This window comes from Kluyvera sp. NPDC087067, from assembly GCF_044745165.1.
GTDB lineage: Bacteria > Pseudomonadota > Gammaproteobacteria > Enterobacterales > Enterobacteriaceae > Kluyvera.
Genome location: NZ_JBIUZS010000003.1, coordinates 203,315 through 228,664 on the forward strand (window position 1 = coordinate 203,315; position 25,350 = coordinate 228,664).

The 25,350-nt window shown below is 51.2% G+C and carries 22 protein-coding genes, 1 pseudogene and 1 riboswitch; of the genes and pseudogenes, 12 read left to right on the plus strand and 11 right to left on the minus strand.

Annotated elements, in window-relative coordinates:
* Positions 1–112: 112 nt before the first annotated feature.
* The 3 genes from ACIPDS_RS09710 to ACIPDS_RS09720 all read left to right on the plus strand — a co-directional run bounded on the left by ACIPDS_RS09710 (position 113) and on the right by ACIPDS_RS09720 (position 3,094).
* The gene (locus ACIPDS_RS09710; RefSeq protein ID WP_400734997.1) at positions 113–1,798 is read left to right on the plus strand and encodes a LytS/YhcK type 5TM receptor domain-containing protein; all 1,686 of its coding nucleotides are present in this window, start codon (positions 113–115) and stop codon (positions 1,796–1,798) included.
* Positions 1,795–2,514: a two-component system response regulator BtsR gene (gene btsR / locus ACIPDS_RS09715; protein ID WP_400734999.1), complete on the plus strand. Its 720-nt coding sequence runs from the start codon at positions 1,795–1,797 to the stop codon at positions 2,512–2,514. The genes ACIPDS_RS09710 and btsR overlap by 4 nt, the downstream gene beginning before the upstream one ends.
* Before the next feature lie 109 nt (positions 2,515–2,623).
* On the plus strand, positions 2,624–3,094 hold the full coding sequence (locus ACIPDS_RS09720) for a DUF1456 family protein (protein WP_166514428.1): 471 nt from the start codon (positions 2,624–2,626) through the stop codon (positions 3,092–3,094).
* Between the two features lie 35 nt (positions 3,095–3,129).
* Here the strand turns inward: ACIPDS_RS09720 and ACIPDS_RS09725 are convergent, their stop codons facing one another.
* Positions 3,130–3,588, minus strand: coding sequence for a YehR family lipoprotein (locus ACIPDS_RS09725; protein WP_400735001.1), 459 nt, complete (start codon positions 3,586–3,588; stop codon positions 3,130–3,132).
* A gap of 181 nt (positions 3,589–3,769) precedes the next feature.
* Positions 3,770–5,803 carry a methionine--tRNA ligase gene (gene metG, locus ACIPDS_RS09730; protein WP_166513369.1) on the minus strand — a complete coding sequence of 678 codons (2,034 nt, stop codon included), beginning with the start codon at positions 5,801–5,803 and terminating at the stop codon, positions 3,770–3,772.
* Between the two features lie 136 nt (positions 5,804–5,939).
* Between metG and apbC the strand changes: the two genes are divergently transcribed.
* On the plus strand, positions 5,940–7,049 hold the full coding sequence (gene apbC / locus ACIPDS_RS09735) for an iron-sulfur cluster carrier protein ApbC (protein WP_400735004.1): 1,110 nt from the start codon (positions 5,940–5,942) through the stop codon (positions 7,047–7,049).
* 219 nt (positions 7,050–7,268) lie between these two features.
* Entirely contained in the window at positions 7,269–7,655 is a 387-nt protein-coding gene (locus ACIPDS_RS09740; RefSeq protein WP_400735006.1) for a hypothetical protein, read from the plus strand.
* Positions 7,656–7,696: 41 nt separating this feature from the next.
* On the opposite strand, the gene ACIPDS_RS09745 is transcribed toward ACIPDS_RS09740, so the two are convergent.
* Positions 7,697–8,014: an RcnB family protein gene (locus ACIPDS_RS09745; protein ID WP_400735008.1), complete on the minus strand. Its 318-nt coding sequence runs from the start codon at positions 8,012–8,014 to the stop codon at positions 7,697–7,699.
* A gap of 153 nt (positions 8,015–8,167) precedes the next feature.
* On the opposite strand from ACIPDS_RS09745, the gene ACIPDS_RS09750 reads away from it, so the two are divergent.
* Entirely contained in the window at positions 8,168–9,058 is an 891-nt protein-coding gene (locus ACIPDS_RS09750) for a LysR family transcriptional regulator (protein ID WP_400735010.1), read from the plus strand.
* 85 nt (positions 9,059–9,143) lie between these two features.
* Here ACIPDS_RS09750 and ACIPDS_RS09755 read toward each other — a convergent pair whose 3' ends face one another.
* Complete coding sequence (locus tag ACIPDS_RS09755) at positions 9,144–9,872, minus strand: GntR family transcriptional regulator (protein WP_400735012.1); 729 nt, start codon at positions 9,870–9,872, stop codon at positions 9,144–9,146.
* A gap of 240 nt (positions 9,873–10,112) precedes the next feature.
* Between ACIPDS_RS09755 and ACIPDS_RS09760 the strand changes: the two genes are divergently transcribed.
* The 3 genes from ACIPDS_RS09760 to ACIPDS_RS09770 are packed head-to-tail and all read left to right on the plus strand — an operon-like array spanning position 10,113 to position 13,741.
* Positions 10,113–11,840: a PTS transporter subunit EIIC gene (locus tag ACIPDS_RS09760; protein WP_400735014.1), complete on the plus strand. Its 1,728-nt coding sequence runs from the start codon at positions 10,113–10,115 to the stop codon at positions 11,838–11,840.
* 14 nt (positions 11,841–11,854) lie between these two features.
* A complete protein-coding gene (locus ACIPDS_RS09765; protein ID WP_400735016.1) occupies positions 11,855–12,889 on the plus strand; it encodes an oxidoreductase in 1,035 nt (344 codons plus the stop codon).
* 9 nt (positions 12,890–12,898) lie between these two features.
* The gene (locus ACIPDS_RS09770) at positions 12,899–13,741 is read left to right on the plus strand and encodes a hypothetical protein (RefSeq protein ID WP_400735018.1); all 843 of its coding nucleotides are present in this window, start codon (positions 12,899–12,901) and stop codon (positions 13,739–13,741) included.
* Between the two features lie 214 nt (positions 13,742–13,955).
* Here ACIPDS_RS09770 and speG read toward each other — a convergent pair whose 3' ends face one another.
* The 3 genes from speG to ACIPDS_RS09785 all read right to left on the minus strand — a co-directional run bounded on the left by speG (position 13,956) and on the right by ACIPDS_RS09785 (position 17,815).
* Positions 13,956–14,513 (minus strand): spermidine N1-acetyltransferase, encoded by a 558-nt coding sequence (gene speG / locus ACIPDS_RS09775; RefSeq protein WP_400735020.1) that lies wholly within the window; start codon positions 14,511–14,513, stop codon positions 13,956–13,958.
* 158 nt (positions 14,514–14,671) lie between these two features.
* Positions 14,672–16,015: an NCS2 family permease gene (locus ACIPDS_RS09780; RefSeq protein WP_400735022.1), complete on the minus strand. Its 1,344-nt coding sequence runs from the start codon at positions 16,013–16,015 to the stop codon at positions 14,672–14,674.
* An 18-nt stretch (positions 16,016–16,033) separates the two neighbouring features.
* Positions 16,034–17,815, minus strand: coding sequence for an adenine deaminase (locus tag ACIPDS_RS09785; protein ID WP_400735024.1), 1,782 nt, complete (start codon positions 17,813–17,815; stop codon positions 16,034–16,036).
* A 125-nt stretch (positions 17,816–17,940) separates the two neighbouring features.
* Between ACIPDS_RS09785 and ACIPDS_RS09790 the strand changes: the two genes are divergently transcribed.
* Positions 17,941–18,867 (plus strand): LysR family transcriptional regulator, encoded by a 927-nt coding sequence (locus ACIPDS_RS09790; protein WP_400735026.1) that lies wholly within the window; start codon positions 17,941–17,943, stop codon positions 18,865–18,867.
* A 38-nt stretch (positions 18,868–18,905) separates the two neighbouring features.
* On the opposite strand, the gene ACIPDS_RS09795 is transcribed toward ACIPDS_RS09790, so the two are convergent.
* Positions 18,906–19,376, minus strand: a complete 471-nt coding sequence (locus tag ACIPDS_RS09795; protein WP_400735028.1) for a hypothetical protein — start codon at positions 19,374–19,376, stop codon at positions 18,906–18,908.
* Between the two features lie 561 nt (positions 19,377–19,937).
* Complete coding sequence (locus ACIPDS_RS09800) at positions 19,938–20,912, minus strand: YadA C-terminal domain-containing protein (RefSeq protein ID WP_400735030.1); 975 nt, start codon at positions 20,910–20,912, stop codon at positions 19,938–19,940.
* Between the two features lie 517 nt (positions 20,913–21,429).
* A riboswitch (TPP riboswitch) is annotated at positions 21,430–21,526 on the plus strand.
* A 68-nt stretch (positions 21,527–21,594) separates the two neighbouring features.
* Between ACIPDS_RS09800 and ACIPDS_RS09805 the strand changes: the two genes are divergently transcribed.
* Both ACIPDS_RS09805 and ACIPDS_RS09810 read left to right on the plus strand, forming a co-directional pair.
* Positions 21,595–21,792 (plus strand): hypothetical protein, encoded by a 198-nt coding sequence (locus tag ACIPDS_RS09805; protein ID WP_400735032.1) that lies wholly within the window; start codon positions 21,595–21,597, stop codon positions 21,790–21,792.
* A gap of 168 nt (positions 21,793–21,960) precedes the next feature.
* A pseudogene (locus ACIPDS_RS09810) lies at positions 21,961–22,947 on the plus strand (integrase); the annotation flags it as partial.
* Between the two features lie 47 nt (positions 22,948–22,994).
* Here ACIPDS_RS09810 and ACIPDS_RS09815 read toward each other — a convergent pair.
* Entirely contained in the window at positions 22,995–23,939 is a 945-nt protein-coding gene (locus tag ACIPDS_RS09815; RefSeq protein WP_400735034.1) for a DUF4062 domain-containing protein, read from the minus strand.
* Positions 23,940–24,794: 855 nt separating this feature from the next.
* Positions 24,795–24,977, minus strand: coding sequence for a hypothetical protein (locus tag ACIPDS_RS09820; protein ID WP_400735036.1), 183 nt, complete (start codon positions 24,975–24,977; stop codon positions 24,795–24,797).
* Positions 24,978–25,350: the final 373 nt, after the last annotated feature.

Genomic DNA, 25,350 nt, shown 5'->3' on the forward strand with positions numbered 1-25,350 from the left:
GGAATAAAATGTGATCGGTAGCATTTTTTGCACTTTTTTTGCCAGGTTTCAAAGAAAGTTATGCCGACTATGTGTATGTTACGCAGTTTTATTTCTTCTGTGGTGATTGGGTATGTACGAGTTTAATCTGGTGTTGCTGCTGCTTCAGCAGATGTGCGTCTTCCTGGTTATCGCCTGGCTTATGAGCAAAACGCGGCTGTTTATCCCGCTGATGCAGGTGACCGTGCGCCTGCCGCACAAGCTGCTGTGCTACGTCACCTTCTCTATTTTCTGTATTCTGGGCACCTATTTTGGTCTGCACATTGAGGATTCCATCGCCAACACCCGCGCCATCGGTGCGGTGATGGGCGGTCTGCTGGGCGGCCCGGTCGTCGGGGGTTTAGTTGGCTTTACCGGTGGATTGCACCGGTACTCAATGGGCGGCATGACCGCGCTCAGCTGTATGATTTCCACCATGGTCGAAGGGCTGCTTGGTGGGCTGGTACATAGCATTCTTATCCGTCGCGGTCGTCCCGATAAGGTCTTTAGTCCGTGGACGGCTGGGGCGATAACGCTGGTGGCTGAACTGGTGCAGATGCTGATTATTCTGCTGATCGCCCGTCCTTTTGAAGATGCGCTGCATCTGGTGCAAAGCATTGCCGCACCGATGATGGTCACCAACACCGTCGGGGCGGCGCTGTTTATGCGTATCCTGCTGGATAAGCGGGCGATGTTTGAAAAGTACACCTCGGCCTTTTCGGCGACGGCGCTGAAGCTTGCAGCGTCAACGGAAGGGATATTGCGCAAAGGCTTTAACGAAGAGAACAGCATGAAGGTGGCGCAGGTGCTTATCCAGGAGCTGGATATCGGCGCGGTGGCAATAACCGACCGTGAAAAGCTGCTCGCCTTCACCGGTATTGGCGAAGATCACCACCTGCCGGGCAAACCCATTTCCTCGCGCTATACGCAAAAAACCATCGAGACGGGCGAGGTGGTGTACGCCGACGGTAATGAAGTGCCGTACCGCTGCTCAATCCATCCGAACTGTAAACTGGGCTCGACGCTGGTGATTCCGCTGCGCGGTGAAAATCAACGGGTGATTGGCACTATCAAATTATATGAAGCTAAAAACAGGCTGTTTAGCTCGATTAACCGCACGTTAGGCGAGGGGATTGCGCAGCTACTGTCGGCGCAGATTCTGGCCGGGCAGTACGAGCGACAAAAGGCGCTGCTGACCCAGTCGGAGATTAAACTGCTGCACGCCCAGGTTAATCCTCACTTTCTGTTTAACGCGCTTAATACCTTAAAGGCCGTGATCCGTCGTGATAGCGAGCAGGCCAGCCAACTGGTGCAATACCTGTCGACCTTCTTTCGTAAGAACCTCAAGCGCCCATCGGAGATTGTCACCCTGGCGGATGAAATCGAGCATGTGAATGCCTATCTGCAAATTGAAAAAGCGCGCTTTCAATCGCGTCTGGCGGTGCATCTGGAGATTCCTGACGCCCTGGCACACCGGCATTTGCCCGCATTCACCCTCCAGCCTATCGTTGAGAACGCCATTAAACACGGCACCTCCCAGCTTCTCGATGTGGGGGAGATCACGCTGCGCGCACGTCAGCAAGGGCAGCATCTGGTGCTGGAGATTGAAGATAACGCCGGGCTGTATCAGACCAACGCCGAGGCGAGCGGCCTGGGCATGAGTCTTGTGGATAAGCGCCTGAAAATGCGCTTTGGCGACGAATGCGGGATTGCCGTCGCCTGTGAACCTGACCGCTTTACCCGTGTTACTCTGCGGTTACCTCTGGAGGAGAACGCATGATTAAGGTGCTGATTGTTGATGATGAACCGCTGGCGCGGGAAAACCTGCGCGTGCTGCTGGAAGCGCAGGCGGATCTGGAGATTGTCGGTGAGTGCTCAAACGCGATAGAAGCGATTGGCGCAGTGCATTCCCAGCGGCCAGATGTGCTATTTCTCGACATCCAGATGCCGCGGATTAGCGGCCTGGAGATGGTGGGGATGCTCGACCCGGAACATCGTCCCTATGTCGTGTTTCTCACCGCCTTTGACGAATACGCGGTAAAGGCATTTGAGGAGCATGCGTTTGACTACCTGCTCAAACCCATCGAAGAACAGCGCTTAGAGAAAACGTTAATGCGCCTGCGCCAGGAGCGCACGGTGCAGGATGTGTCGGTGCTGGCCGAAAATCAGCAGGCGCTGAAATTTATTCCGTGCACCGGACACAGCCGCATATACCTGTTACAGATGGATGATGTGGCGTTTGTCAGTAGCCGCATGAGCGGCGTGTATGTGACCAGCGGCGAGGGCAAAGAGGGGTTTACCGAATTGACGCTGCGCACGCTGGAGAGCCGAACGCCGCTGATTCGCTGCCATCGCCAGCATCTGGTGAACATGGCGCACTTAAAAGAAATCCGTCTTGAGGATAACGGTCAGGCCGAGCTGTTGTTGCGAAACGGGCAAACCGTGCCGGTCAGCCGCCGCTATTTAAAGACCCTGAAAGAGGCGCTGGGGCTGTAATTCGTGTATACTCGTCGCGCTTCAGATTGAGGGCGTATTTGCCACAATCTTAATGGCTTCGAGTCAAGAATTCGCCACCGCATTTTTCATCACCATCACCGAAGGCACTATGGTCAGTAACGATATTTTACGCAGCGTCCGCTACATCCTGAAAATGAACAATAACGATCTGGTGCGTATTTTCGCGCTGGGTGAGGTCGAGGTCACGGCGGAACAACTGGCTCCGTGGCTGCGTAAAGAGGATGAAGAGGGCTTCGTTCGCTGCCCGGATATTCTATTGTCGCGCTTCCTGAACGGTCTTATCTATGAAAAACGCGGTCGCGATGAGTCAGCCCCTGCGCTGGCGGTTGAGCGTCGTATCAACAACAACATCATGCTCAAAAAGCTACGAATCGCTTTTTCACTCAAAACTGACGATATTCTGGCCATTCTGACCCAGCAGCAGTTTCGCATTGGCATGGCGGAAATTACCGCAATGATGCGCGCGCCGGAACATAAAAACTTCCGCGAATGTGGTGACCAGTTCCTGCGTTATTTCCTGCGTGGCCTGGCGGTACGTGAGCACGCCGCAAAAGCCTAAAAAAAAGCGGCTCGTAATATGAGCCGCCCATCGAATTATTTCACTTCTTTAAAGCCAGCGGCTTCCAGTACCGTCTGAGTTTGTTTCATGCTGACGCCCTTACTGGTATCGCCAGACACTATTGCCCCCATCGCGCCTTGCAGGGCTTTAAAGTCGACTTTTTCCATATCCACCGCGACGCTTTCCTCGGCGTAAGTATCCTTATAGGTCAGCTTTTCTTCTACACCCGCAATGCTCTGATATTTTGCGCTAAGCTGGCCGAGGAGCTTTTCGGCATCTTCTTTGGTTTTCGCCCCTACAGACGCATAGTTAATTTTGCTTTGCGAGGTCTGCTTAATGACTTTGTCGCCCTTATAGGTATAAGTCATTGAGATCTCATTGCCATTAAGATTGGCGCTGAATGTTTTGGATTCTTCTTTGTCACCGCATCCTGCCAGTGAGAAGACGAGAACCGATGCGGCAGCAATCGAGAGTAATTTCGAGGATACTTTCATTTTAAACTCCATTTTATAAACGATTTGATGCTTAAAGGTCATGTGTATGACATAAGCTAAGGCGCGTTAGCTTAGGGCATTTATTAAAATTTAAACAATCCGAAAATGGAGTTGATCGGTTTAGATGAGCATGTAATGCCACAAAAAAAAGCGCCACAGGGAGGCGGCGCTTAGGGGAAGGTTATTTCACCTGCTGACCGGGTTTCGCACCGTCATCCGGGCTTAACAGGAAGATATCTTTTCCACCAGGGCCTGCGGCCATCACCATGCCTTCAGAAATGCCAAAGCGCATTTTACGCGGCGCGAGGTTGGCGACCATGACCGTCAGGCGACCAATCAGCGGCTGCGGATCCGGGTAAGCGGAACGGATGCCGGAGAAGACATTGCGTTTCTCACCGCCCAGATCCAGCGTCAGACGCAGCAGCTTGTCGGAACCTTCGACAAATTCTGCGTTTTCAATCAACGCCACGCGCAGGTCGATTTTGGCAAAATCGTCAAAGGTGATGGTTTCCTGAATCGGGTCATCAGCCAACGGGCCGGTGGCCGGTGCAGCGGCGGCTTTCACTTCTTCTTTCGAAGCTTCAACCAGTGCTTCAACCTGCTTCATCTCAATGCGGTTATACAGCGCCTTGAAGGTGTTGATTTTATGAGCGACCAGCGGCTGGTTGATAGCATCCCAGCTCAGTTCGGTGTTGAGGAACGCTTCGGTACGTTCTGCCAGCTCCGGCAGTACCGGCTTAAGCCAGGTCATCAGCACGCGGAACATGTTCAGACCCATGGTGCAGATAGCCTGCAGGTCGGCATCGCGGCCTTCCTGTTTTGCCACCACCCATGGAGCCTGTTCATCAACGTAGCGGTTTGCCACGTCGGCCAGCGCCATGATTTCACGAATCGCTTTACCGAACTCGCGGCTTTCCCACGCTTCGCCAATGGCTTGCGCCGCATCGGTGAAGGTTTTGTACAGCTCAGGATCGGCAAGCTCTGCGGAGAGCACGCCGTCGAAGCGCTTAGCGATAAAACCGGCGTTACGGGAAGCCAGGTTTACCACTTTGTTCACGATGTCGGCATTGACGCGCTGGATAAAGTCTTCCAGGTTCAGGTCGATATCATCGATACGGGAAGAGAGCTTGGCGGTGTAGTAGTAGCGCAGGCTGTCCGCGTCGAAATGCTTAAGCCAGGTGCTGGCTTTGATAAACGTGCCGCGAGATTTTGACATCTTCGCGCCGTTCACCGTCACGTAGCCATGTACGAACAGGTTGGTCGGCTTGCGGAAGTTGCTGCCTTCCAGCATCGCAGGCCAGAACAGGCTGTGGAAGTAGACGATATCTTTACCGATAAAGTGATACAGCTCGGCGGTAGAGTCTTTCTTCCAGTATTCGTCAAAGCTTGTGGTGTCACCGCGCTTATCGCACAGGTTCTTGAAGGAGCCCATGTAGCCGATTGGCGCATCCAGCCAGACGTAGAAGTATTTGCCCGGCGCGTTAGGGATTTCAAAGCCGAAGTACGGCGCATCGCGTGAGATATCCCACTGCTGCAGGCCGGATTCAAACCACTCCTGCATTTTGTTCGCCACCTGCTCCTGCAGCGCGCCGCTGCGGGTCCACGCCTGCAGCATTTCGCTAAAGGACGGCAGGTCAAAGAAGAAGTGCTCAGACTCGCGCATCACCGGGGTTGCGCCGGAAACGACGGATTTCGGCTCGATAAGCTCGGTTGGGCTGTAGGTTGCGCCACACACTTCGCAGTTATCGCCGTACTGATCCGGTGATTTACATTTCGGGCAGGTGCCTTTTACGAACCGGTCTGGCAGGAACATGCCTTTTTCTGGATCGTAAAGCTGAGAGATGGTGCGGTTTTTAATAAAACCGTTTTCTTTCAGGCGACCATAAATCAGCTCTGACAGCTCGCGGTTCTCATCGCTGTGCGTTGAGTGGTAGTTGTCATAGCTGATGTTAAAGCCCGCAAAATCAGTCTGATGCTCTTGACTCATTTCGGCAATCATCTGCTCTGGCGTGATACCTAACTGCTGTGCTTTCAGCATGATAGGCGTGCCGTGGGCATCGTCCGCGCAGATGAAGTTAACCTCGTGGCCGCGCATTCGCTGGTAACGGACCCAGACATCAGCCTGGATGTGCTCCAGCATATGGCCGAGGTGGATGGAGCCGTTGGCGTACGGCAGCGCGCACGTTACCAGAATTTTCTTCGCGACTTGAGTCATAGTGGGTATTACTTCTTCTGTTGTAAAAAGGGGTTTCGATATTACCAAAAGGGTAGAAGGTGCGCCATATATGGATGCCCGTTACCTGTGGTAGACTTAAGGGCACTGAGCATGTCAAAACAACAAAGGAGTCGGGATGAACTCAGAATCCCAGGCCAAATCACCTGAACGTCTACGTGCGATGGTGGCCGGCACGCTGGCAAACTTCCAGCACCCAACCTTAAAGCACAACTTAACGGCGCTCAAAGCGCTGCACCACGTCGCCTGGCTTGACGACACCGTGCATATCGAACTGCAAATGCCGTTTGTCTGGCATAGCGCGTTTGAAGAACTCAAAGAACAAACCAGTGCCGAACTGCTGCGCGTCACCGGCGCGAAAGCTGTCGACTGGAAACTGTCGCACGCTATCGCTACGCTCAAACGCGTGAAAAACCAGCCGGGCATTAACGGCGTGAAAAACATTATCGCCGTCAGCTCCGGTAAAGGTGGGGTGGGTAAATCCTCTACCGCCGTCAACCTGGCGCTGGCGCTGGCCGCCGAAGGCGCCAAAGTGGGCATCCTCGATGCCGATATTTATGGCCCCTCCGTGCCGAACATGCTGGGTGCCGAAAACCAGCGTCCGACCTCACCGGACGGCACCCATATGGCGCCAATTATGGCCCACGGCCTGGCAACCAACTCCATTGGCTATCTCGTCACCGACGACAACGCCATGGTGTGGCGCGGCCCGATGGCCAGCAAGGCGCTGATGCAGATGCTGCAAGAAACGCTGTGGCCTGACCTCGACTACCTCGTGTTAGACATGCCGCCGGGCACCGGTGACATTCAGCTGACGCTGGCGCAAAACATCCCGGTTACCGGGGCGGTGGTAGTCACCACGCCGCAGGATATTGCGCTGATCGACGCCAAAAAAGGCATCGTGATGTTTGAGAAGGTAGAAGTGCCGGTGCTCGGCATTGTCGAAAACATGAGTATGCACATTTGTAGCCAGTGCGGTCATCATGAACCTATCTTCGGCACCGGCGGCGCAGAAAAGCTGGCTGAGCAATATCACACCCAGCTTCTGGGGCAGATGCCGCTGCATATCAATCTGCGTGAAGACCTGGATAACGGTACACCCACCGTCATTGCCCGCCCTGACAGTGAATTTACCGAGATCTATCGCCAGCTGGCAGGGCGCGTTGCCGCGCAGCTCTACTGGCAGGGTGAGGTGATCCCAGGCGAAATCGCCTTCCGCGCGGTGTAACCTGATAGTAATAGTACGGTGATTTATCGCCGTACTATTAATTATGACTATTTATTTTAATTATCCCAAACATCCAATCATTCAAATAATAGATATATCTTGTGGTTAATAAATCTCGCCTAATGTTATTTCATGGCTATATTGATAATAGTCAATAAAACATTTAAGTAACATTGCTTTCCATATGGCTGCATGCGAACTTTTATTCAACGACTGAAGGTGAATGATATTCTCAGACGTGTAAATACGAGCACTCATGTGGCGGTGGAGGTGATGATGAATAATGCGGCTCTGATAATAAATCTACGGGAATTATTGATAATTCTTATGCATAACCGGACGTTATGCGAGCGCTCGGCGGATGCGCTACGCTACTGCCGTGAACACATTATCGAAAATGAGATATCGGTAGGTATTTATGGTGAATACCGGGAAGTGATTGAGCAGCTGCATTATTTATCGAATAAGGATAATCGTGATGCGCCGGATGATTTATTGCGTAGCGGCGGAGATTTGTTATTAAGTATTCTCTTATTGTATGACAGGCTGGTAGCCGATATTGCGGTGGCTGAATATCTGCATCAGAACAATAAATTCTATTTTTAATTAAAAGCAGCCAGCGGCGAGGTCGCGCCGCTGGCATTCTGTTAGCGGTGATAGAAAATTTCACCGTCATAAATCTTGCTGATTTTACCGTCCGTATCACCGATCTGGACATAGTTTCCGCCCATGTACGTCCAGTGCGTGCCCGCGTCTGGTGCCGGCAGGTTACGCTGTTGCCACTGCTTGATGTTGTATTCTGGCGTGAGATACAGCGCCGGTGCGTTATCGCCAATCTTGAATTGCGTAAAATCGGCAGTGAACTCTTTTAATTCATATTGCGCGATCCCGGCTGCCGGCGCCGCCCAGGCGGCGCTCGCGGTTGCCAACAGTACGCCCAGAAGCATCATTTTTGTTTTACGCATACTATCCCCATTATTATCCTGGATATAAAATTACCGCCACGTATGATTCCTGATGCGTAGCCACAAAGGCAAGCGCTGCTTTCTTAAAAAATGTAAGCAAACGGTGAAGATCTCCCTTTTAAGGATGAATCTGCCCGTCTTTTAGGAGCCACCATGTTCAGGCTGGAAGATTTATCACTGTTCGTTCGCGCCGCCGCGTTTAACAGCTTTAGCGATGCGGCGCGCGAAGCGGGCGTCCCCCCGGCGCAGGTCAGCTCGGCGATTAAACGCCTTGAGACCGCGCTGAACATTCGCCTTTTTGCGCGCTCGACCCGCAGCCTGAGATTAACGGTAGAAGGCGAAACCTGGCTGCCCTACGCTTTGCAAATGCTCGACACGCTGCAAAATGGGCTGCAAAAAATCCATACGCCGGATGATGAAGTGCGCGGTACGCTGCAAATTGCGGTACCGTCGGATTTGGGCCGTAATTTGCTGCTCAACGCCTTTCGCGATTTCCGTGAACGTCACCCGGCCCTGAAGCTGCGGATATTGTTTTCCGATCATCGAACTGATGTATTTAAAGACCCGGTGGATGTTGCATTCCGCTACGGCGACAACGAAGACGCATCGTTCATCTCACTCCCCGTTGCCCCTGAAAATCGCCGCGTGCTGGTCGCTTCCCCGGGCTGGATTGCGCGGCATGGTGAGCCCAAGACGCTGGCCGACCTCGAAAAATGCAATGCGTTAACCTATGTCCTGCGCGGCAGAGCGTTCGATCGCTGGTCATTGAGTCAGGACGGCGTGGAACACCATGTGCAGGTGTCCGGCAGCATTACCAGTGATGACGCAGAAGTGATCCGTCGTCTAGCCGTTGCCGGAGAGGGGATTGCCTTCAAATCCGCGCTTGATGTCCGTGACGATCTCCTGGAAGGGCGCTTGCAGGTGCTGTTACCTCAGTATCAGGGGGACTGCGTTCCGCTGAATATGATTTGCCCGCACCGTAAGCAGCTTTCGGCGGCGGTGCGGCTGTTATATGAAGAGGTGAAGGCGCGCTGCGCAAGCTAAACCCTGCACCCGTAGGCCTGATAAGCATCGCGCCATCAGGTACTAAGGTGCAGATTGCCGGATGGCGGCATTCGCTTTATCTGGCCTACATGCCGTTACGCTGCACTACCGAATTATAATTAAAGCGCTGGTAGTGATAGTGGCTGGTACAGTATTCAAAAGGTTGCCCATCGCTCAGATAGGTGACCGAGCGCGTCACGCTAACCGGCTCGTTGGGCTGTAACGCTAACCATTCCTGGGCTTCGCTATCGCTCGGCAGCGATGAAAACTGCGTGTGGCTGCTGGCCGGAATCTTTCGCAGCGTACTTTCCACATACTGGTAAATAGAGCCCATGGCATCCTGACGGGTAAATTCCGGCAGAATATGCACCGGCAGCCACGTATCTTCAATGGAGAGCGGCAGATCGTCAACATAGCGCACGCGGCGGAAATGCCAGCAGAAACGATCGTCTGCGATCGCGAGCACCTCGGCAATCTCCGCCGACGGATTGGCAATTTCAAACAGCAGAATATGGCTTCTGACGTTGTGTCCCTGCGCGTGGTTGATTGTGCTCAGCCCTTGAATGGGTGACACCAGCTGACTTTCGGCGTGGGTGTAGCGTGGGGTCGCGGTTTTCACCACCGTACCCAGCCCGCGCTGACGGGTAATAAATCCCTCGTTGACCAGAATCTCTAGCGCATTATTCAGCGTAATTTTGCTGCAGCTGAACTCCTCGCAAAGCTGATGCCCAAACGGGATCTTCTCTCCGGTCAAATAGATATTATTGACGATCCTTTCCCTGATTATATTCGCTATTTCAATATATCTGCGCAATGTTCACCCCCTGCAAACGCGTGGCGGGAAGTATATCCCACACCTCAAAATATTATCCAGATCTCATTTATTTTAAAAGTAGACTACTTTTAAAATAAAGATATTGACTTGGTTGTTGAGCAGTTTCATTCTGCGGGGGTGATGCGCAGGAGGGATTCAGATCTCGGCGAAGCAGGCGGTCTTGCCAGAAGGTGTGCAAACCCAGCGCGAAAGGGGTGTTCTCATTGAAAGGGAAGTGTCATGAGTCAAAAAACGTTATTGACCAAAATAACTGATATATCGCAGAAAATGGCCTCGGAAGTTCATCTTCGAAGCCTACGCGACAGCTTTATTATCACCGTGCCGTTCCTGGTTTTAGCCGGGCTATTTATTATGGTGAACTTTGTATTTCTCGATGCGAAAGGGGTTGTCGGACAATGGGTTTCCGCCGATACCCTGGCGGCAATTCGCAGCGTCGGCGATCGTATTCTCACCGGTACAATGAATATTTTATCGCTGATGCTGGTGGTGTTAATTTCCTGGAATATCGCCAATAAACGCAAATTCACCGCACCGATGATCCCAGCAATGGTGTCGCTTGCTGCATTCTTAGTGCTAATGCCTGGAACAATTTCAATTGTTCCAGTGAATGCCAGCGAAGCGGTGCAGGTCAGCGGCGTTATTTCGCTTGGCCTCACCAACGCAGGGGGCGTATTTATGGCGATTATTACCGCCATTATCGCTACCGACCTGTTTTTATTGATTGCCAAAACTCGCTGGCTGCAAATCAGGATGGGTGATGAAGTCCCGCCAATGGTGACGCAATCTTTCCAGTCAATGTTCTCTATTATGCTGGTGGTTCTGGCCTTTGCGCTGGTGGCTGCCATCGTGAAAGTCACGACCGGAAAAGAAGTTCACGAAATTATTCAGGCCATTATCCAGGCGCCGCTGGTGCATCTCACCACCAACCTGCCGGGCTTCCTGGTGCTGACAACGCTGACTAACCTCCTGTTCTCTTTGGGGATCCATCCATCAGGCATTATTAACCCTATCCTGGAGCCGCCGCTGCTGGTGGCGATGCAGGAGAACATGTCGGCGTTTGCCCGTGGCGAAGTGCCGCCGCACATTATTGTGCTGCCGTTTCGCGATCTTTACGGCCATATGGGTGGGACAGGGAGCACGCTGGCGCTGCTGATTGCGATATTTATGCGCAGCAAAATTTCCAGCCACCAGAAGCTCGGTAAAACCGTGCTTGCGCCGGGGCTATTTAATATCAACGAGCCGGTCATTTTCGGTTTCCCGGTGCTGTATAACCCGTTGATTATGATCCCCTTTATTATTTATCCGCAGATTAACTTTATCATTGCCTATTTTGCCACTCAGTTTGATATGGTCTCACGCATTGTTGCCTATGTTCCCTGGTCGGTGCCGCCATTATTATCCGGCTGGCTGGGTTCCGGTGGCGATTACCGTAACGTGATACTCCAGCTTATTTTAATTGCCCTCGGCGTGATGATTTATCTGCCGTTCCTGATGGCTTATGAACGCACAATGCTTAAAAGCAAAGTGGACGCATTAGTCGAAGAAATGGCGGCAGAACAACCGGCTGCTGCAGAAGTGGCGACGGCAAATAATGAACAACCTGCCCAGAACGCTCTGGCGGCCCTCAATAATAAAACCATTATCTTAAGCTGTAATGAAGGTATGTCGACCTCGATTATGGCTAACAAAATGCGCCAGTATGCCCAATCACAGGGCTGCGATGTTTCAGTCTATGCCATCAATATCGGACGCATAGAAGAGGAATATCACAAGGCCGATCTGATTTTACTGGGGCCGCAGGTGGTTTATATGCGAGAGAGCATTATCGAGAATATTAATGCTGCCTGCCCGGTACTGCCAATTAACACACAATATTTCAGCAAGCTGGACGGTAAGTCCGCTATTGAAGAGGCGGCGGCTCAATTAGCCAGCGCGCGCGCTATTTAACAGGAGGTTATCCCATGATCCACAGTGCATTTATTGGTTTTGGCAAAAGCGCTACCCGCTATCATTTGCCTTATGTTCTGGCTCGTAAAAATAAGTTTCACGTGAAGCGTATTTATGACCGCCAGAGAAACCCGCAGCGCGAGCAGGAAGCGGTTTATCGTGACATTCAGTTTACCTCGCAGATTGAGGACATTCTCAATGATGCGGAAATATCGCTGGTAACCGTGTGTACCCATCCCGATAGCCATTTCCATTACGCAAAACTTTGCCTGGAACATGGTAAAAACGTGCTGGTCGAAAAACCGTTTACCACCACCCATGAAGAGGCGGAAATTCTGTTTGCGCTGGCGCGTGAAAAAGGTCTGCTGGTTACGCCATTCCAGAATCGTCGTTTTGACAGCTGTTTTTTAACCATGAAGCAGGCGATTGAAAGCGGCAAACTGGGCGATATCGTGGAAGTGGAAAGCCACTTTGACTACTTCCGCCCGGAGGCCGACGTTCAGCCAGGCGGTCATTTTGACGGCGCGTTCTATGGTCTTGGCGTACACACGCTGGATCAGATTTTGTCGCTGTTTGGTCGTCCTCAGCAGGTGTTTTACCACCTGCGGCATCTGCGTCAGCCGACCAACCCGGATGATACCTTTGAAGCGCAGCTGATTTACGGTGACATGAAGGCGATTATCAAGACCAGCCACCTGGTGAAAACGCCGTACCCGAAATTCCTGGTTCACGGCACGCGCGGTTCGTTTGTGCGCTACCAGATTGACCAGCAGGAGACCTGCCTGAAAAACGGCGTGATGCCGGACAACGCGCATTTTGCTGAAGATGAAGAGCTGGCGCTGCTGGATTATGTCGATGACCAGGGCGTAAACCATATCGAACATCTGCCTTCCGTGAAGGGCGACTACGGTCGGGTTTATGACGCGATTTATGACACACTGACCACCGGCGCGCCGAATTACGTGAGTGAAGAGCAGGCGTTAACCAACCTCGAAATTCTTGATGGCGCATTCCGCCGGCCATCCCCTTCAATACTGGTATTAGCTTAAGGACGAACGATGCAACGGATACTGAACTGCCGCACCAGTGATTTCTCACAGTCGGTTACGGCGGAGGAATTAAAACAGGCGATAAGCGCCTCAGAAGGGCGAGTCATTATGGCGGAGGTGGCCGCTGGTGCCGCGCCGCTGTACGGTGAAGTGACCAATGGCGAACTGCTGTGCGCTTTCGGCGCAGACCTGCTGCTGGTGAAAGGGATGGATTGCCAGACGCAAAAAATCCAGGGCTGCGATGGCTTGTGTCATTTTAAACAGCTCACCGGGCGACTGGTGGGCGTGAGCTTCGAAGTGCTGGCGGACAATGCCCCGGAAAACCCGCGCGCGTGGGATCCCGCACAGTTAGCGCAGGTGGCGGAGGCGGATTTTTATTGTCTGACGGCCTACGATAAACCGGGCGCCACCGCCGCGCGCGTGTGCGCAGCGGTGGCGCAGCTTCGTGCGCTGACCAACAAACTGATACTGGTCGCCAAATTCTACGGTGCGGGATTAGCCGACGCCGACACCTATGCCGGATTCGTCGCGGCGGGGGCGGACGGCGTGATTGTCCCTGCGCCGTCAAGCTGCCGTGGTGCATCAGAGCCGCGCGTTGAGCAGGTTCTCAGCGCGATTCGGACGGCGGGGGGGCTTGCGATAACGACCATCAGCAGCAGCCAGGAAGGGGCCGATGAGGAGACGGTGCGCCAGATTGCGCTCGCCAGCAAGCGCTGTGGCGCAGATGTCTATAACTTCGGGGATGCGGGCGTGGCCGGTATGGCCGATCCGCAGGCGGTGTATACGCTGTCGATGGCCGTGCGCGGTAAACGGCATACCTGGGTCAGGATGGCGGCCTCAACGTTGCGATAGGAGATTTCTCGCTCGACCAGACTACCGATAAATGTAGGCCGGATAAGGCGTAGCCGTCATCCGGCAATCTGCGCGAATGTGCCTGATGGCGCGCAGCTTATCAGGCCTACAGGTTGCAGGGGTTCACAATATGCAGATAGCCGGTGGAGCCAGTGGTGCTGGGGATTTCGGCTCAGGCAGGAAATGCCGTTACAGTGTATCCTGGGGGCTTATTTTATTGCGCCGTCGGTTTCAGTAAACCACCTGTGGTTTTGTTATTCTCTAAATACTGACTCTGGAAGATACACATTCTTATCGTGTTACGATATTCACCGTTAACAAAAAATTCGTGTATTAATTCCCCTTCCTGAATGAACCCCAGCTTGCGATAAATATGAACGGCTTTGGCGTTCTCTTTATCCACAATGAGATATAGCTTATAGAGATTCAGAACGGTAAAACCGTAATCCATTGCCAGCTTAGCGGCGCGTGTCGCAAGCCCTTTGCCCTGGAACTCGGGGGAGATGATAATCTGAAACTCGGCGCGTCGGTGAATATGATTTATTTCAACCAGTTCGACCAGGCCCGCGTTGTTACCGTTGAAAGAGACCACAAAGCGGCGCTCGCTTTGATCGTGAATGTGCTTATCATACAGATCGCTAAGCTCAACAAAGGCTTCGTAGGGTTCTTCAAACCAATAACGCATTACGCTCGCATTATTATCGAGCTGATGAACGAAACGTAAATCTTCTCGCTCAAGGGGTCTTAATTTAACGTCTGATTTTTCTGACATGTTATTTCTCATGACTCATCATAGGCTGAAAATATATTAGCGTATGATGATGACGTCATCATGATTTTAAAATAATTACAATCTGTTGCTGACCGGCAATCTATATTGTCGCCGCTCACCGCAGACGCTTATCCGGTGAGCGGCGTCGTGATGAGGGCTTAGTGTCTCACCAGCGTGGCAAAGTAATAGACCAGTGGCACCGCCAGGATCCACAGCCCCAGCGGGATCTCACGCCATTTACCGGCAATGGTTTTAATCACCACATAGAACAGCAGCCCACCGGCGATCCCGGTGCCAAAGCTGTTAGCAATAAGGGTGATCATCACCATCATCAACACCGGCAGTCCATCGGTGAAGTTTGCCAGATCCACTTTGCGCAGCCCGCTGAACATATTCAGGCCAATCAGAATCAGCGCCGGGGCGGTCGCTTCTTTTGGGATCATCAGCGCCACCGGAGTGAACAGCAGCATCAGCAGGAACATCACCGCCGCCGCCAGCGCGGTCAAACCGGTTTTGCCGCCGGCCTCAGCGGCCGCGGAGGATTCAATCAGCGCGGTTGCCGCCGGGATACCCAACCACGGCCCCACGGCTGCCGCAATCGAGTCGACCATAAAGGGACGATTAATCTGCGGCATGTTGCCTTCTTCATCGAGCAGCCCGGCTTCACCGCCGACCGCGAGGGTCGTGCCCATGGTGGAGAAAAACTCAGAGGCAAAAAAGACAAACAGGAACGGCAGGAAGGCGATATTGAGCGCGCCCAGCATATCAATCTGACCGAGAACAGGCGTCAGCGAATGCGGCAGGTCGATAAAGTGGGTCGGCAGCCGGGTGACGCCCGCTGGAATACCGACCAGAGTGGCAAACAAAATTGCCCACAGGATGGCCCCCGGAATACGACGTGCCTGAAGGGCGATGGCGAGGAACAGGCCGCATAACGCAACCAGCGCGCCGGGTGCCAGAAAATCGCCCAGCATCAGCGAGTTGGTTTTGGAATTCGCCAGCACCAGCCCGGCGTTTCGAAAACCGAGTACCGCGACAAACAGGCCGATGGAGGCGGTGAGTCCCAGTTTTATCGACTGCGGCACCGAGCGGGTAACCACTTCGCGCAGACCAAATCGGGTCAGCAGGAAAAAGAGTATCCCTGACCAGCAGGCAATTCCCAGACCAATCGGCCAGCCGATGTGTTCGCTGCCCGCCAGCGTGACGCCGACCAGTACCGAACCGCCAATCCCCGGGCCCACGATAAATGGCAGGTTGGCGTAAAACGCCATCAGCAACGTGCCGCCGACGAACACCAGAATCGTGCCGGTGGTCGCCGCACCTTTATCCATTCCACCGACGGCCAGCAGGCCCGGAATCACTACCAGAAGATAGGCGGCGGCAAGAAAGCCGGTGACGCCCGCCAGACATTCAGTGCGCAGCGAGCTGCCGCGAGAGTAGAGCGCAAAGCGCCGTTCGAGCCAGTTCCCGGAAGGGGTAGTTTGAAGGGTATTATCGGCCATTGTGTGGCGCTCCCATGATTATTGTTGTGCTGTGTGTTGTGATGAAATGACCGGGTCGACAATTTGTCGCGTGGTGCCGTCGGTCAGCCCTAAATCGGTTAAATGCGGCCCGGCATTACAGGCAAGGCAAGTCCCTTCAATGGCCTTAAATACACGGTATGGCGGTTCCCAGTCGGCAACTTCGGCGCTGAGATCGCGCAGGTTACGAAATGCGGCGGCAAGCTCCTCTGCGGGCTTATCGGAGAGCATTCCGGCAATCGGCATGGCGACATGGGCGAGAATTTTTCCGTGCTGCGCAAGCGCCATGCCGCCGCCTGAGGCGATCAGTTGATTGGCGGCCAGCACCATGTCATCGGCATTGCGCCCCAGCACCACCAGATTGTGCGAGTCGTGCGAATAGCTGGTCGCTATCGCGCCGCGCAGCTCGCCCCAGCCTTCCAGCAGCGCAATCTGAGGTTTGGCGTCGTGACGACCGTGGCGATGCTTCACCCAAATCAGGCTGAAACCGGCCGGAATTTGTACGCGACCCTCGCGAATCTCCACGTCCACTTCCCCCCACTGGGTAAAGCGCGCGCCGCGTATATGGCGCAGACGGGCGCAACCGTGCTGAATATCGCCCACCCGTAGGGCAAAATCCTCGGCGCAGAGGGGCTTCATGCGCAGGGTATCGCGAGGCGGCGTCACCCCGTCGGCTGCGGCAATCGGTGCAAGCAGTTTGCCATCGCGGGCAATTTGCTTCCCGGCGACATAGACCGCACGTGCCTGAAGTTTGTCCAGTGAATCAAAGGCCACCAGGTCGGCGCGTCGACCGGCGGCAATCAGCCCCAGATCGTTACGCTGCAAACGAATGGCGGCATTTAGCGTGGCAAATCGCAGCACGTCGGTGGCAGGCAGGCCGTGTTCAATCAGCAGGTTGAGCAGAGCGATAATGCCGCCTTTTTCCAGCAGCATGTCCGGCGGCACGTCATCGGTGCAGACGGTGATTTGCGAGGAGAGGTGCGGCAGCGTTTTCAGCGCCTTGACGATATCCGGCAGCAGGTAAGGGTGCGAACCGCGAATTTCTAAGGTCAGCCCGGCGCGCAGTTTTTCCAGCGCGTCGTCGGCGGAGGTCAGTTCATGATCGGAGGTCACGCCAGCGGCGAGATAGGCTTGCAGGTCAGCCCCGCTCAGACCACGGGCGTGGCCCTCAATCAGCTTGCCGCTGCTAAGCCCGGCCTGAACGATCTCCTGCATCCGGCAGCTACCGTGCAGCACGCCATGCATATCCATGACTTCTGCCACGCCACGCACTTCCGGCCAGCCGAGCATGGTTTCCATTTCAGCCCCGGCAAAATCGGCGCCGGACATTTCCAGTCCCGGCGTGGACGGCACGCTAGAGGGCGCGGCAACCATCACCTGCAACGGCAGATGGCGGCTGGCTTCAACGGCGTAACGCACACCTGCCACGCCCAGCACATTTGCCAGTTCATGCGGATCCCAGAAAACGGCGGTGGTGCCCTGCGCCAGCACGATTTCGGCGTAGCGCTCTGGCGGAAGATGGGAGCTTTCGAGGTGAACGTGAGTGTCCATCAGTCCAGGCGATAGAAACACGCCCGGCAGAGCATGGTGCTCGAGCGCATCCTGACGGCTACCGCGCGGGTGCACGCTGGCAATCATATCGCCCACAATACCGACGTCGGCATCACGGATTTCACCGGTCGCCATATCCACGATATGGGCGTCGGTCAGCAGAAGATCGAACGGGACTTCACCGCGTGCGGCCTGGACGGCACGACGGCGGTTTTCAGCATTGCTGGACATAACAACTCCGGCACAGGGATAATGTGCGCTACTTTAGGGGCAGAGCAAACGGTTGCCCAGATGAAAAAACTTATCACCTGATAACTTCGGCTTATTCTGGGTGAAAGGCACGAGTGAAGCCCATCATGACTGAACCCTGGCAGCGATTGCCCGCGCTCTCGCTAAAACAATTACAGTATTTTGTCACGCTCGCGCAGCTACGTCACTTTACCGACACCGCCAATCGGCTGGCGATTAGCCAACCGGCGCTGAGCAGCGCGCTGCGGCAAATTGAAACGGTGATTGGCGGCAAGCTGGTCAACCGTACCGCCTCGGCGGTGACGCTAACCGAACTGGGAGCGGCCATCTTGCCGCACGCTCAGCGGGTACTGAGCGTGGCGCAAATGGCGTTTAGCGACATTCAGCAGATGGTGCAGGCGGGGGGAGACGGTACGGTGCGCATCGGGCTGATACCCTCGGTCAGCTCACTTCTGTTCCCCTTGCTGCCCAACACGCTGGCACAGGCCTTCCCACGCCTGCGCGTCGAGTTTCACGACCGCACCAACGATGCGCTGGCGCGCGATCTGCAAAGCGGGCAGATTGATTTTGGCATCGGGGCCATCGACAGCTCGTTGCCGGAAGAACTCCAGCTTTTCCCGCTGCGCGAAGATCCGCTGGTGGCGGTGCTGCACGTTGATGACCCGTTAGGCAGGCAACCGCATTTACCCTGGAAGACGCTGGCCGGTAGGGATATCGCGATGTTCTCGAAAGGTAACATTCAGCGCTTGGTCGGGGCGCTTGTGGAAAGCCAGCGGTTGACGCTCAATGCGCGCTATCAGGTCGATTATGTTGAAACCCTGTACGGGCTGGTGCGCTCGCGGTTAGCCGTTGGGCTATTGCCGCAGCTTTATACCACGCATTTGCAGGATTCGGTTTTACACGTCGCCCAGCTACAGCAGCCTGCGCTTACCCGTACCGTCGCACTGATGCGCGGCCCTCAAGCGCTGCCGCCAATGATTGATGCATGTTTTACGTTACTGCTTAAGCAGTTAAGAGATGCGGAAGAGCGTTAACAAAAAAGGAGGCGAAATGCCTCCTTAGCGTAAGCGTTTTATTTCTGCGTCACGGTCAACATGCCGTGATCGCGGCCATGGGTTTTATTCCATGACGCACTTTCAATACCCTCGGCATTCATGCTGACGGAGATAATAAAGCCGGCGCCACGGATCTCGTAGAAATTGGCGTTGACGCGTTTAACGGTGGCTTTTTTACCGTTGATCGTAGCGGCAAAGAAACCGTTCGACAGCGTCGCTTTCAGGACATTAGACGACAATGTGGCTTCACGCATCGGATCGGAAACATGCGCCGCCTGAGCGTGCTGCGTCGCGTTCGCGGCATTAGCGTAGGCCGCCGCAAGAGAAGCATTATTTATCCCCTGTTGCCGGTTTTGCTCGGATAAATAGCATGTGTCTTTTGAAACACCTTGTGCTTCACATGCTGCCATACGCTGTGCGGGAGAAGTACAGCCAGCAAGGAATACTGCGCTGACTACCCCTGCAAACACCATCCATTTTGCTTTCATTATTAACCTTATTTATTACCAAAATTGTTCATGATCAACTGATATAGGCTTATTAGTGCTTACTGGTAAAAGAGATGACGACTTTATATCACCGTGGAATGTTTCATGGTAACAATCCTCGGTAGTTATAGTTATGATACTGTTATAGACCATAACGCTAAAAACGCCCGTCGCAACCAGTGCAATTGAAATAACTGCATAAGCAATAATGAGTTTTATCATTGGCTATCTATCTGCTCTGCAAACTTTTGTGTTTGCTTTTATAAAGCAATGCAACTATCAGGCAAGTCGACGATGTTAATATTGATTTGGATCATGCGGCCAAATAATTATCATATTCATATTGCCTGAATGATACGGATTAGTCTTATTGAAATTATACCGATAAAAAACGGGGTTAATGCTTTCGGTATATTTTCTTTGCCAATTAGTGAGTCAGCTAAGAATTCTTTCAAGTGAAGGCGTTGTCCGTAATTTTAATTTATAAAGTACTGTTAATTAATATTTAAGAACTTTCATAGGCTTTGATTCAGAAATACTCAGCGCCAGCGCAAAAACACCTTACCAGCCGAAGGAGGCAGAGGCTGCGACAATCTCATCGCCATTAGACGTTCCTGATGCTGACATGGTTGCTGCGACATTCTCTGAGAATTTGTGGCGGTAACCCATGGCATAACCTTGGGCATCTTTAAAATTCGCGGCACCCACTGCGACCGCGTTATCGGTATCAACATAGTGCAGGCCAGCAATGGCGCCGACACCGGCAATACCTGCGCGGTACTCTTTACGGTCTTCGTTTTGTTGATGCTCAACTGACGAAAAACGCGCGTTATTCTGATTCTCCAGATTGGTGATGCGTGATTCGCGGTGTGTTAACTGGGTTGAATTGCGCGCGGCCTGCGTTTGCACGCTTTCGACAGCCTTATCCTGACGCGCCTGATCGGTCTGGAACGCGGTAGCGTCAACCTTCGATGACAGCGCTTTCTGGTTCTTGCCGATGTTAAGGGCGTTATGGCTAATTAACTGAGCATTCGCGTCCGCTTTGGCGTCTGCATTTTGGGCCGCGGTGGTCGCGGTATCGGCTGTCGCCTGTGCGTGGTCGGCCTTCACCTCAACGAAATCCGCTTTGCCTTGTGCCGTAATCGCCCTGTTTTTCGCATCGTCAGCCTTGAGGCCAGAAAGTAATGCCTCTGATTCGATTTGATCGGCTTTTTTATCTAAGGCAATAATACTCGTACCATTTTTAGCTACACCAGATAATGCGGCAGAGCTTTTATTATCTGCGTGCGTGATTGTGCTATCACGAGATAAGTTACTCATTTTCAAGTCATGAATTTGAGTGCTTTGATTAGCGCGAGCACTGTCTAGCTCTTGAATTTGAACAAATGTTTGATTAAATACGCTCTCAACATCCCAGCCGCTGGAAAGTTTTACATCTTTTGCATCGATATCGGCTGCCTTACCGACATTAATAAAACCAAATAAAACAGTACCAAACACCAGAGTTGTTACCATAAATTTATTTAAGGAGTGCATTCTAGATTCTCAATTCTAATTAAATATTAATATAATCGCTGTTATTAATTAACAATTCTCAATGCGTGATTCTTGTTCAGGCACGCTTTTCCTCCGTTGGCATGGATTATGTCAACAGAAGAGAGATTTATGAAAAAGGGCAATAAAATAACGGCGATGAACTATCCAGTAATGTTAGTATTTAAACTTTGATCGGGATCACATTAAGCACGAATCGTTAAAGTGGTTTGATGTAAAATTATTGTGATTAAATTCAGTATAAACATGCAGTTACGAATGAAGGTGCACTTTCCTCCTGATAAGTGACTGAATGTAAAACAATAATAGTAGTGGTGATTTAATTATCCTTTTCTCAGTCCGTAATCGTCATTTTTTACCAGACTCCGCGTATTGTGTGCGACCCCCTCTTTCACAGAGAGCTCGGCACAAAAGATTCCGCGCTTGTTTCTCCCGCTCCCCGCTGGCATTATTCCTGACGGCGATTAACAACGGTTAATCGCCATGAGTAAACTCTTATTGAAATGACTCGGGGTGCCCTTCCTTGTGAAGGCTGAGAAATACCCGTACCACCTGATCTGGATAATGCCAGCGTAGTCCTGGCGATAATCCAAGATATAAATCAAAGGCTTGTGCGTTTTTTTCTCTTCATTTTGTTATGTTGTCACTCACAGAGACAAACAAAATGGCACACACATCTATCAATCACACCATCATCCGTAACGGGATCTACTACGTCAGCTTTCGCCTATCCGGTAGTAAATATTTCCGTCATTCTTTAGAGACGGATAGCTACAGCCATGCGCAACTCCTGATGTCATTTGCTTCTCCAGCCATTCCATTAGTCAAACGTGGAACCGTCCACCCGGATCAGTTTGGTTAACGTCTTTCAGATTTCAGTAACCACTTAAAGCAACAGAATGAAAACTGGGTAGCCCAGCAATTTCTTAATGGCGACTTACGCAAACCTCAGTTGATACCTGTACAGGAATACCGGGAGGTGGTTCACCGTGTACCTGTGGTAATACCGCAAGAACCAGTTGAACAAAAGGAAGTTCTAACGCTGGCTGGCGCGTGGAATATGTACAAAAGGGAGAAGGCTCAAAACTGGACAAAGGCAATCTCACAGGCCAATGAACGGTTTATGGAAGTGCTGTTGATTGTCCTCGGTACAACAACCGATGTCACGACGATCACCAAACAGGACATTAAGCAGGTGATGGAAGTTGTTGAAAACCTGCCTAAGCGTGTTGTGCAGCCTTATCGGTCGATGACTGTTCAGCAATTGATTGAGTGCGCTGATGTGCCACCTGAAGTTCTGGTTGGTGCTGAGTCGATTCACAAACATCTGAAGATTTACAAATCGCTATTCAAAACCTTCCTAGCAGACATCAAAGACATCCTGAGAAGTCTCCGACAGATGATGTTGATGCTGCCCCATCGAAAGCAAGGTTTGGCGCATAAAGTGCAACAGAAATGAGAAAGTTTGTGGGTTGTGCGCTCAAGCAGCCTGACGGCTGGGAGAAATGGATCTCATTGTTGTTGGCATACACCGGAGCCAGTAGAGATGAGATTGCTAAACTGGAGAAATCACAGATCAAGAATGATGAGGACAGTCAGCAGCATTATCTACTGATCGCTTAAGGAGGACAGGGTAAAACTGAGAACGCGACAAGGCAGGGGGGATCCACTCCAAACTGATCGAATGGGGGTTCCTCGATTTTGTAAACCATCAATGGAAAGATAAAATCTTTTCTCCTGTGTCGGGTAAGATCATGCCGAAGATTGGCAAAGTTTTAGCAGATGTTCGAGATCAGCTTGGTAATCCTTATCTTTATGACTATGGGCAATGGCGATTGGTGCATAGCTTCCGGCATACCATGATTCAACCTGTTTAGCTGGCTGGGTTGGCAATTTGGCACACTTGCAGCAGGTCGTAAGGCATGAGAAAAGCGAGTCAGTGATTACCAAACGCGACCTACACACTTTTCCGTTATCAACGATTTGTTATATGATTGATGGTATGGATTGGTATTGATGCTTAAAAATAAAGCACTAATAATAAAAATTATTAGTGCTAGGGGGCTATTTCTTTTCTTTATTTTTTTTTATTTGTTCTTTTTCAACATAAGCAAGTAATTTTGTACCAAGTTCAGTTGCAACATATCTACGGTATCTTACACCTGTAACTTTTTCATTTTCCATTAGCCCGTGTATTTTGAGTATAGGGCTTACTTCGAAAAATAAAAAATTTTCCCAATCCTTCATGCTAATATCGTTGGTTATACCGTTAACGAATGAGTCTTTACATGTAACAAATATATTGAGTAGATTTGTCTCAATATTATCTGCTTTTGTATGCGTCTTGGGTATGATTATTTTTATTTCATTGAGAACCTCAGCCAATTCCCTGAATTCTGAATCTTTGCTATTTAGTAGTGATTTTATTTTTTTATCTTTGCTTTCAATGTCGGATTTTAATTTTCTGTTTTCTTCATTTAATTTTTTAATTTCTTCAGCTAAATCATGGGTGTCAATGATTTCATCTGCTGAAACCCAGCCCTTTAGTTTTCTGTTGGCGCTGAAATCAGACAAACTCTCATGTACGCACAAACGAATGTCTTTCACATCTTCAAAGAAAGAAGATATATTTGATAATACCTTCTTTTTGAATTCAGATAAGGACTTTGGCTCATCGCGTTCAAGAAAATCAGTACCGTATTCTTTAACTTTCTTTTCAAGTGCTTCCTCTTTAATAACAACTGCGAAGAGGGCTTTTCCTTGTTCTACAGCATAATCATATTCTAATTCAGTATAACTTTTTCCAGTTGTTGGTTCGATTGAGCCATAGCGACCGCCGAGTATTAACATATAAACATCTGATTCATCGATCCAATTTTTTATTATATCCATTTGTGATCGATCAGCAGCGGTAAACAACTCCATGCCTGCGGGGATGTGCCCAGCTTTAAGAATTGCGCTTACCGCTGCTTGTCTTTCTTCAATCAGGTCAGTAAAAGTGCTGGACACGAAAACCTGTAATTTCCTTTTCATTATTAACCTTTGCTGTGCTCTGAAATGTTCAGAAGAATATTCGCTTTGAAATATTGTTTCAATTAGAAGTCACGAGGACGTCTCCCTTCTCGTGACTTGGATCATCTTTTATCCAACCCGACGGTAGGAATCACGTATCCCGTCACGGTAGCCTTCAGCAAACGCTGCTTGGGGGCTTTTGTGGCGAACCGTTCCTGCTTGGCTATCAGGTAACGTAGCTAAATCTACCCAAACTTGCCCTGTGCGAGCTAAGCCTGCAAGGTAGCCCTGATCGTAAGCGCATCCGCAGCATTTATGGCGGCCCTCACCACCTTGGTCGTGAGGTAAGCTAATGAAAAGCGTATTGTAGCGGTGTGACTGTTTACAAATGGTCATGCAATGCTCCTTTTGAGCGTTTATTTTAAGGTTTACATGATCCTCTTTGCCTGGCACAATCAAGCCGTCAGAAAATGAAGGTAAGGCAGAGATTCACAAGAGTTTGGCGACTCTCGTTAGTCATGCTTTGTAAGCCGGGTTCACTCTGTGAGTCCGGCTTTTTTATGCCTGCGTTCCAAACACAAGCCATACATATAGGGGGTGGGGTGAATAGCAACCCCTATATAGTGAGTATTCTATTAAGGATTCTTTTGAGTACAAGAGTTGATTTTGATGTTGGATTGAGGTTGAGAAAGCTAAAAAAGTCTGAGTCCACGGCGCATAAGGGCTGGCGGGAATGTCAATAATTAGCAAAAAAAAATGAAAATTTGATCGAGTGCTGATTTGTGCGATGCGTTTCCGCATAAGTAAGCTCAAGTTACTGGTAACTTTGAGGAAAAAGATGCTCGGCGGTACTTACTTTTCGTTGTCCGAGGTATCGAACGTCTTCGAGTATGGGCAGGGCTGCGAACGAGTTACCAGCGTAAACAGATAAATACTATTTTCGTAAGTGTAAAGCAGCTTTCCACCCTTAAGCTCCTGCTCGTCGGGGTTGCTCATGGTGATTTGGCTTGCCGCAGCATTAAAAGCCAGCGACATACCGCAAACCTACAGAATACCTCTCATCTCTCCCTCTTGAATGAATTGCCCTCTTCAATGCTAAATTGCAGGCATCGTGCAACGATTATAGTAACAAAAGTGATCAATTTTACCGATCGGTTCTGTTATTTAAATCGATTAAAGTAATTAATGATGTTAAGGCACCTGCTAATGGTGTACTTCATCTATTCAGCTATGGAGGCTGTTTTGAAAAAGATTCTTGCATTACCTCTTATGTTCTTTTCCTTCTCATCCTTCTCTGAAGGAGTCCCGTCTACAGATGTACAACCATTAGGAGATATTCCGCGCTGTTCATTTCTCGATAAGGTTGAGAGACTAGGGCTTGAAGGGACTATCAAGCATTAACTCAGCG

Bases quoted from the DNA above. Each gene is read 5' to 3' on its own strand.
- ACIPDS_RS09795 (WP_400735028.1), bottom strand. From the start codon at position 19,376: ATGAAAGCAAAATGGATGGTGTTTGCAGGGGTAGTCAGCGCAGTATTC.
- ACIPDS_RS09720 (WP_166514428.1), top strand. From the start codon at position 2,624: ATGGTCAGTAACGATATTTTACGCAGCGTCCGCTACATCCTGAAAATG.
- ACIPDS_RS09790 (WP_400735026.1), top strand. From the start codon at position 17,941: ATGACTGAACCCTGGCAGCGATTGCCCGCGCTCTCGCTAAAACAATTA.
- metG (WP_166513369.1), bottom strand. From the start codon at position 5,803: ATGACTCAAGTCGCGAAGAAAATTCTGGTAACGTGCGCGCTGCCGTAC.
- ACIPDS_RS09760 (WP_400735014.1), top strand. From the start codon at position 10,113: ATGAGTCAAAAAACGTTATTGACCAAAATAACTGATATATCGCAGAAA.
- ACIPDS_RS09820 (WP_400735036.1), bottom strand. From the start codon at position 24,977: ATGTCGCTGGCTTTTAATGCTGCGGCAAGCCAAATCACCATGAGCAAC.
- speG (WP_400735020.1), bottom strand. From the start codon at position 14,513: ATGTCAGAAAAATCAGACGTTAAATTAAGACCCCTTGAGCGAGAAGAT.
- ACIPDS_RS09765 (WP_400735016.1), top strand. From the start codon at position 11,855: ATGATCCACAGTGCATTTATTGGTTTTGGCAAAAGCGCTACCCGCTAT.
- ACIPDS_RS09710 (WP_400734997.1), top strand. From the start codon at position 113: ATGTACGAGTTTAATCTGGTGTTGCTGCTGCTTCAGCAGATGTGCGTC.
- ACIPDS_RS09750 (WP_400735010.1), top strand. From the start codon at position 8,168: ATGTTCAGGCTGGAAGATTTATCACTGTTCGTTCGCGCCGCCGCGTTT.
- ACIPDS_RS09785 (WP_400735024.1), bottom strand. From the start codon at position 17,815: ATGTCCAGCAATGCTGAAAACCGCCGTCGTGCCGTCCAGGCCGCACGC.
- btsR (WP_400734999.1), top strand. From the start codon at position 1,795: ATGATTAAGGTGCTGATTGTTGATGATGAACCGCTGGCGCGGGAAAAC.
- ACIPDS_RS09800 (WP_400735030.1), bottom strand. From the start codon at position 20,912: ATGCACTCCTTAAATAAATTTATGGTAACAACTCTGGTGTTTGGTACT.
- apbC (WP_400735004.1), top strand. From the start codon at position 5,940: ATGAACTCAGAATCCCAGGCCAAATCACCTGAACGTCTACGTGCGATG.
- ACIPDS_RS09805 (WP_400735032.1), top strand. From the start codon at position 21,595: ATGGCACACACATCTATCAATCACACCATCATCCGTAACGGGATCTAC.
- ACIPDS_RS09745 (WP_400735008.1), bottom strand. From the start codon at position 8,014: ATGCGTAAAACAAAAATGATGCTTCTGGGCGTACTGTTGGCAACCGCG.
- ACIPDS_RS09725 (WP_400735001.1), bottom strand. From the start codon at position 3,588: ATGAAAGTATCCTCGAAATTACTCTCGATTGCTGCCGCATCGGTTCTC.
- ACIPDS_RS09780 (WP_400735022.1), bottom strand. From the start codon at position 16,015: ATGGCCGATAATACCCTTCAAACTACCCCTTCCGGGAACTGGCTCGAA.
- ACIPDS_RS09770 (WP_400735018.1), top strand. From the start codon at position 12,899: ATGCAACGGATACTGAACTGCCGCACCAGTGATTTCTCACAGTCGGTT.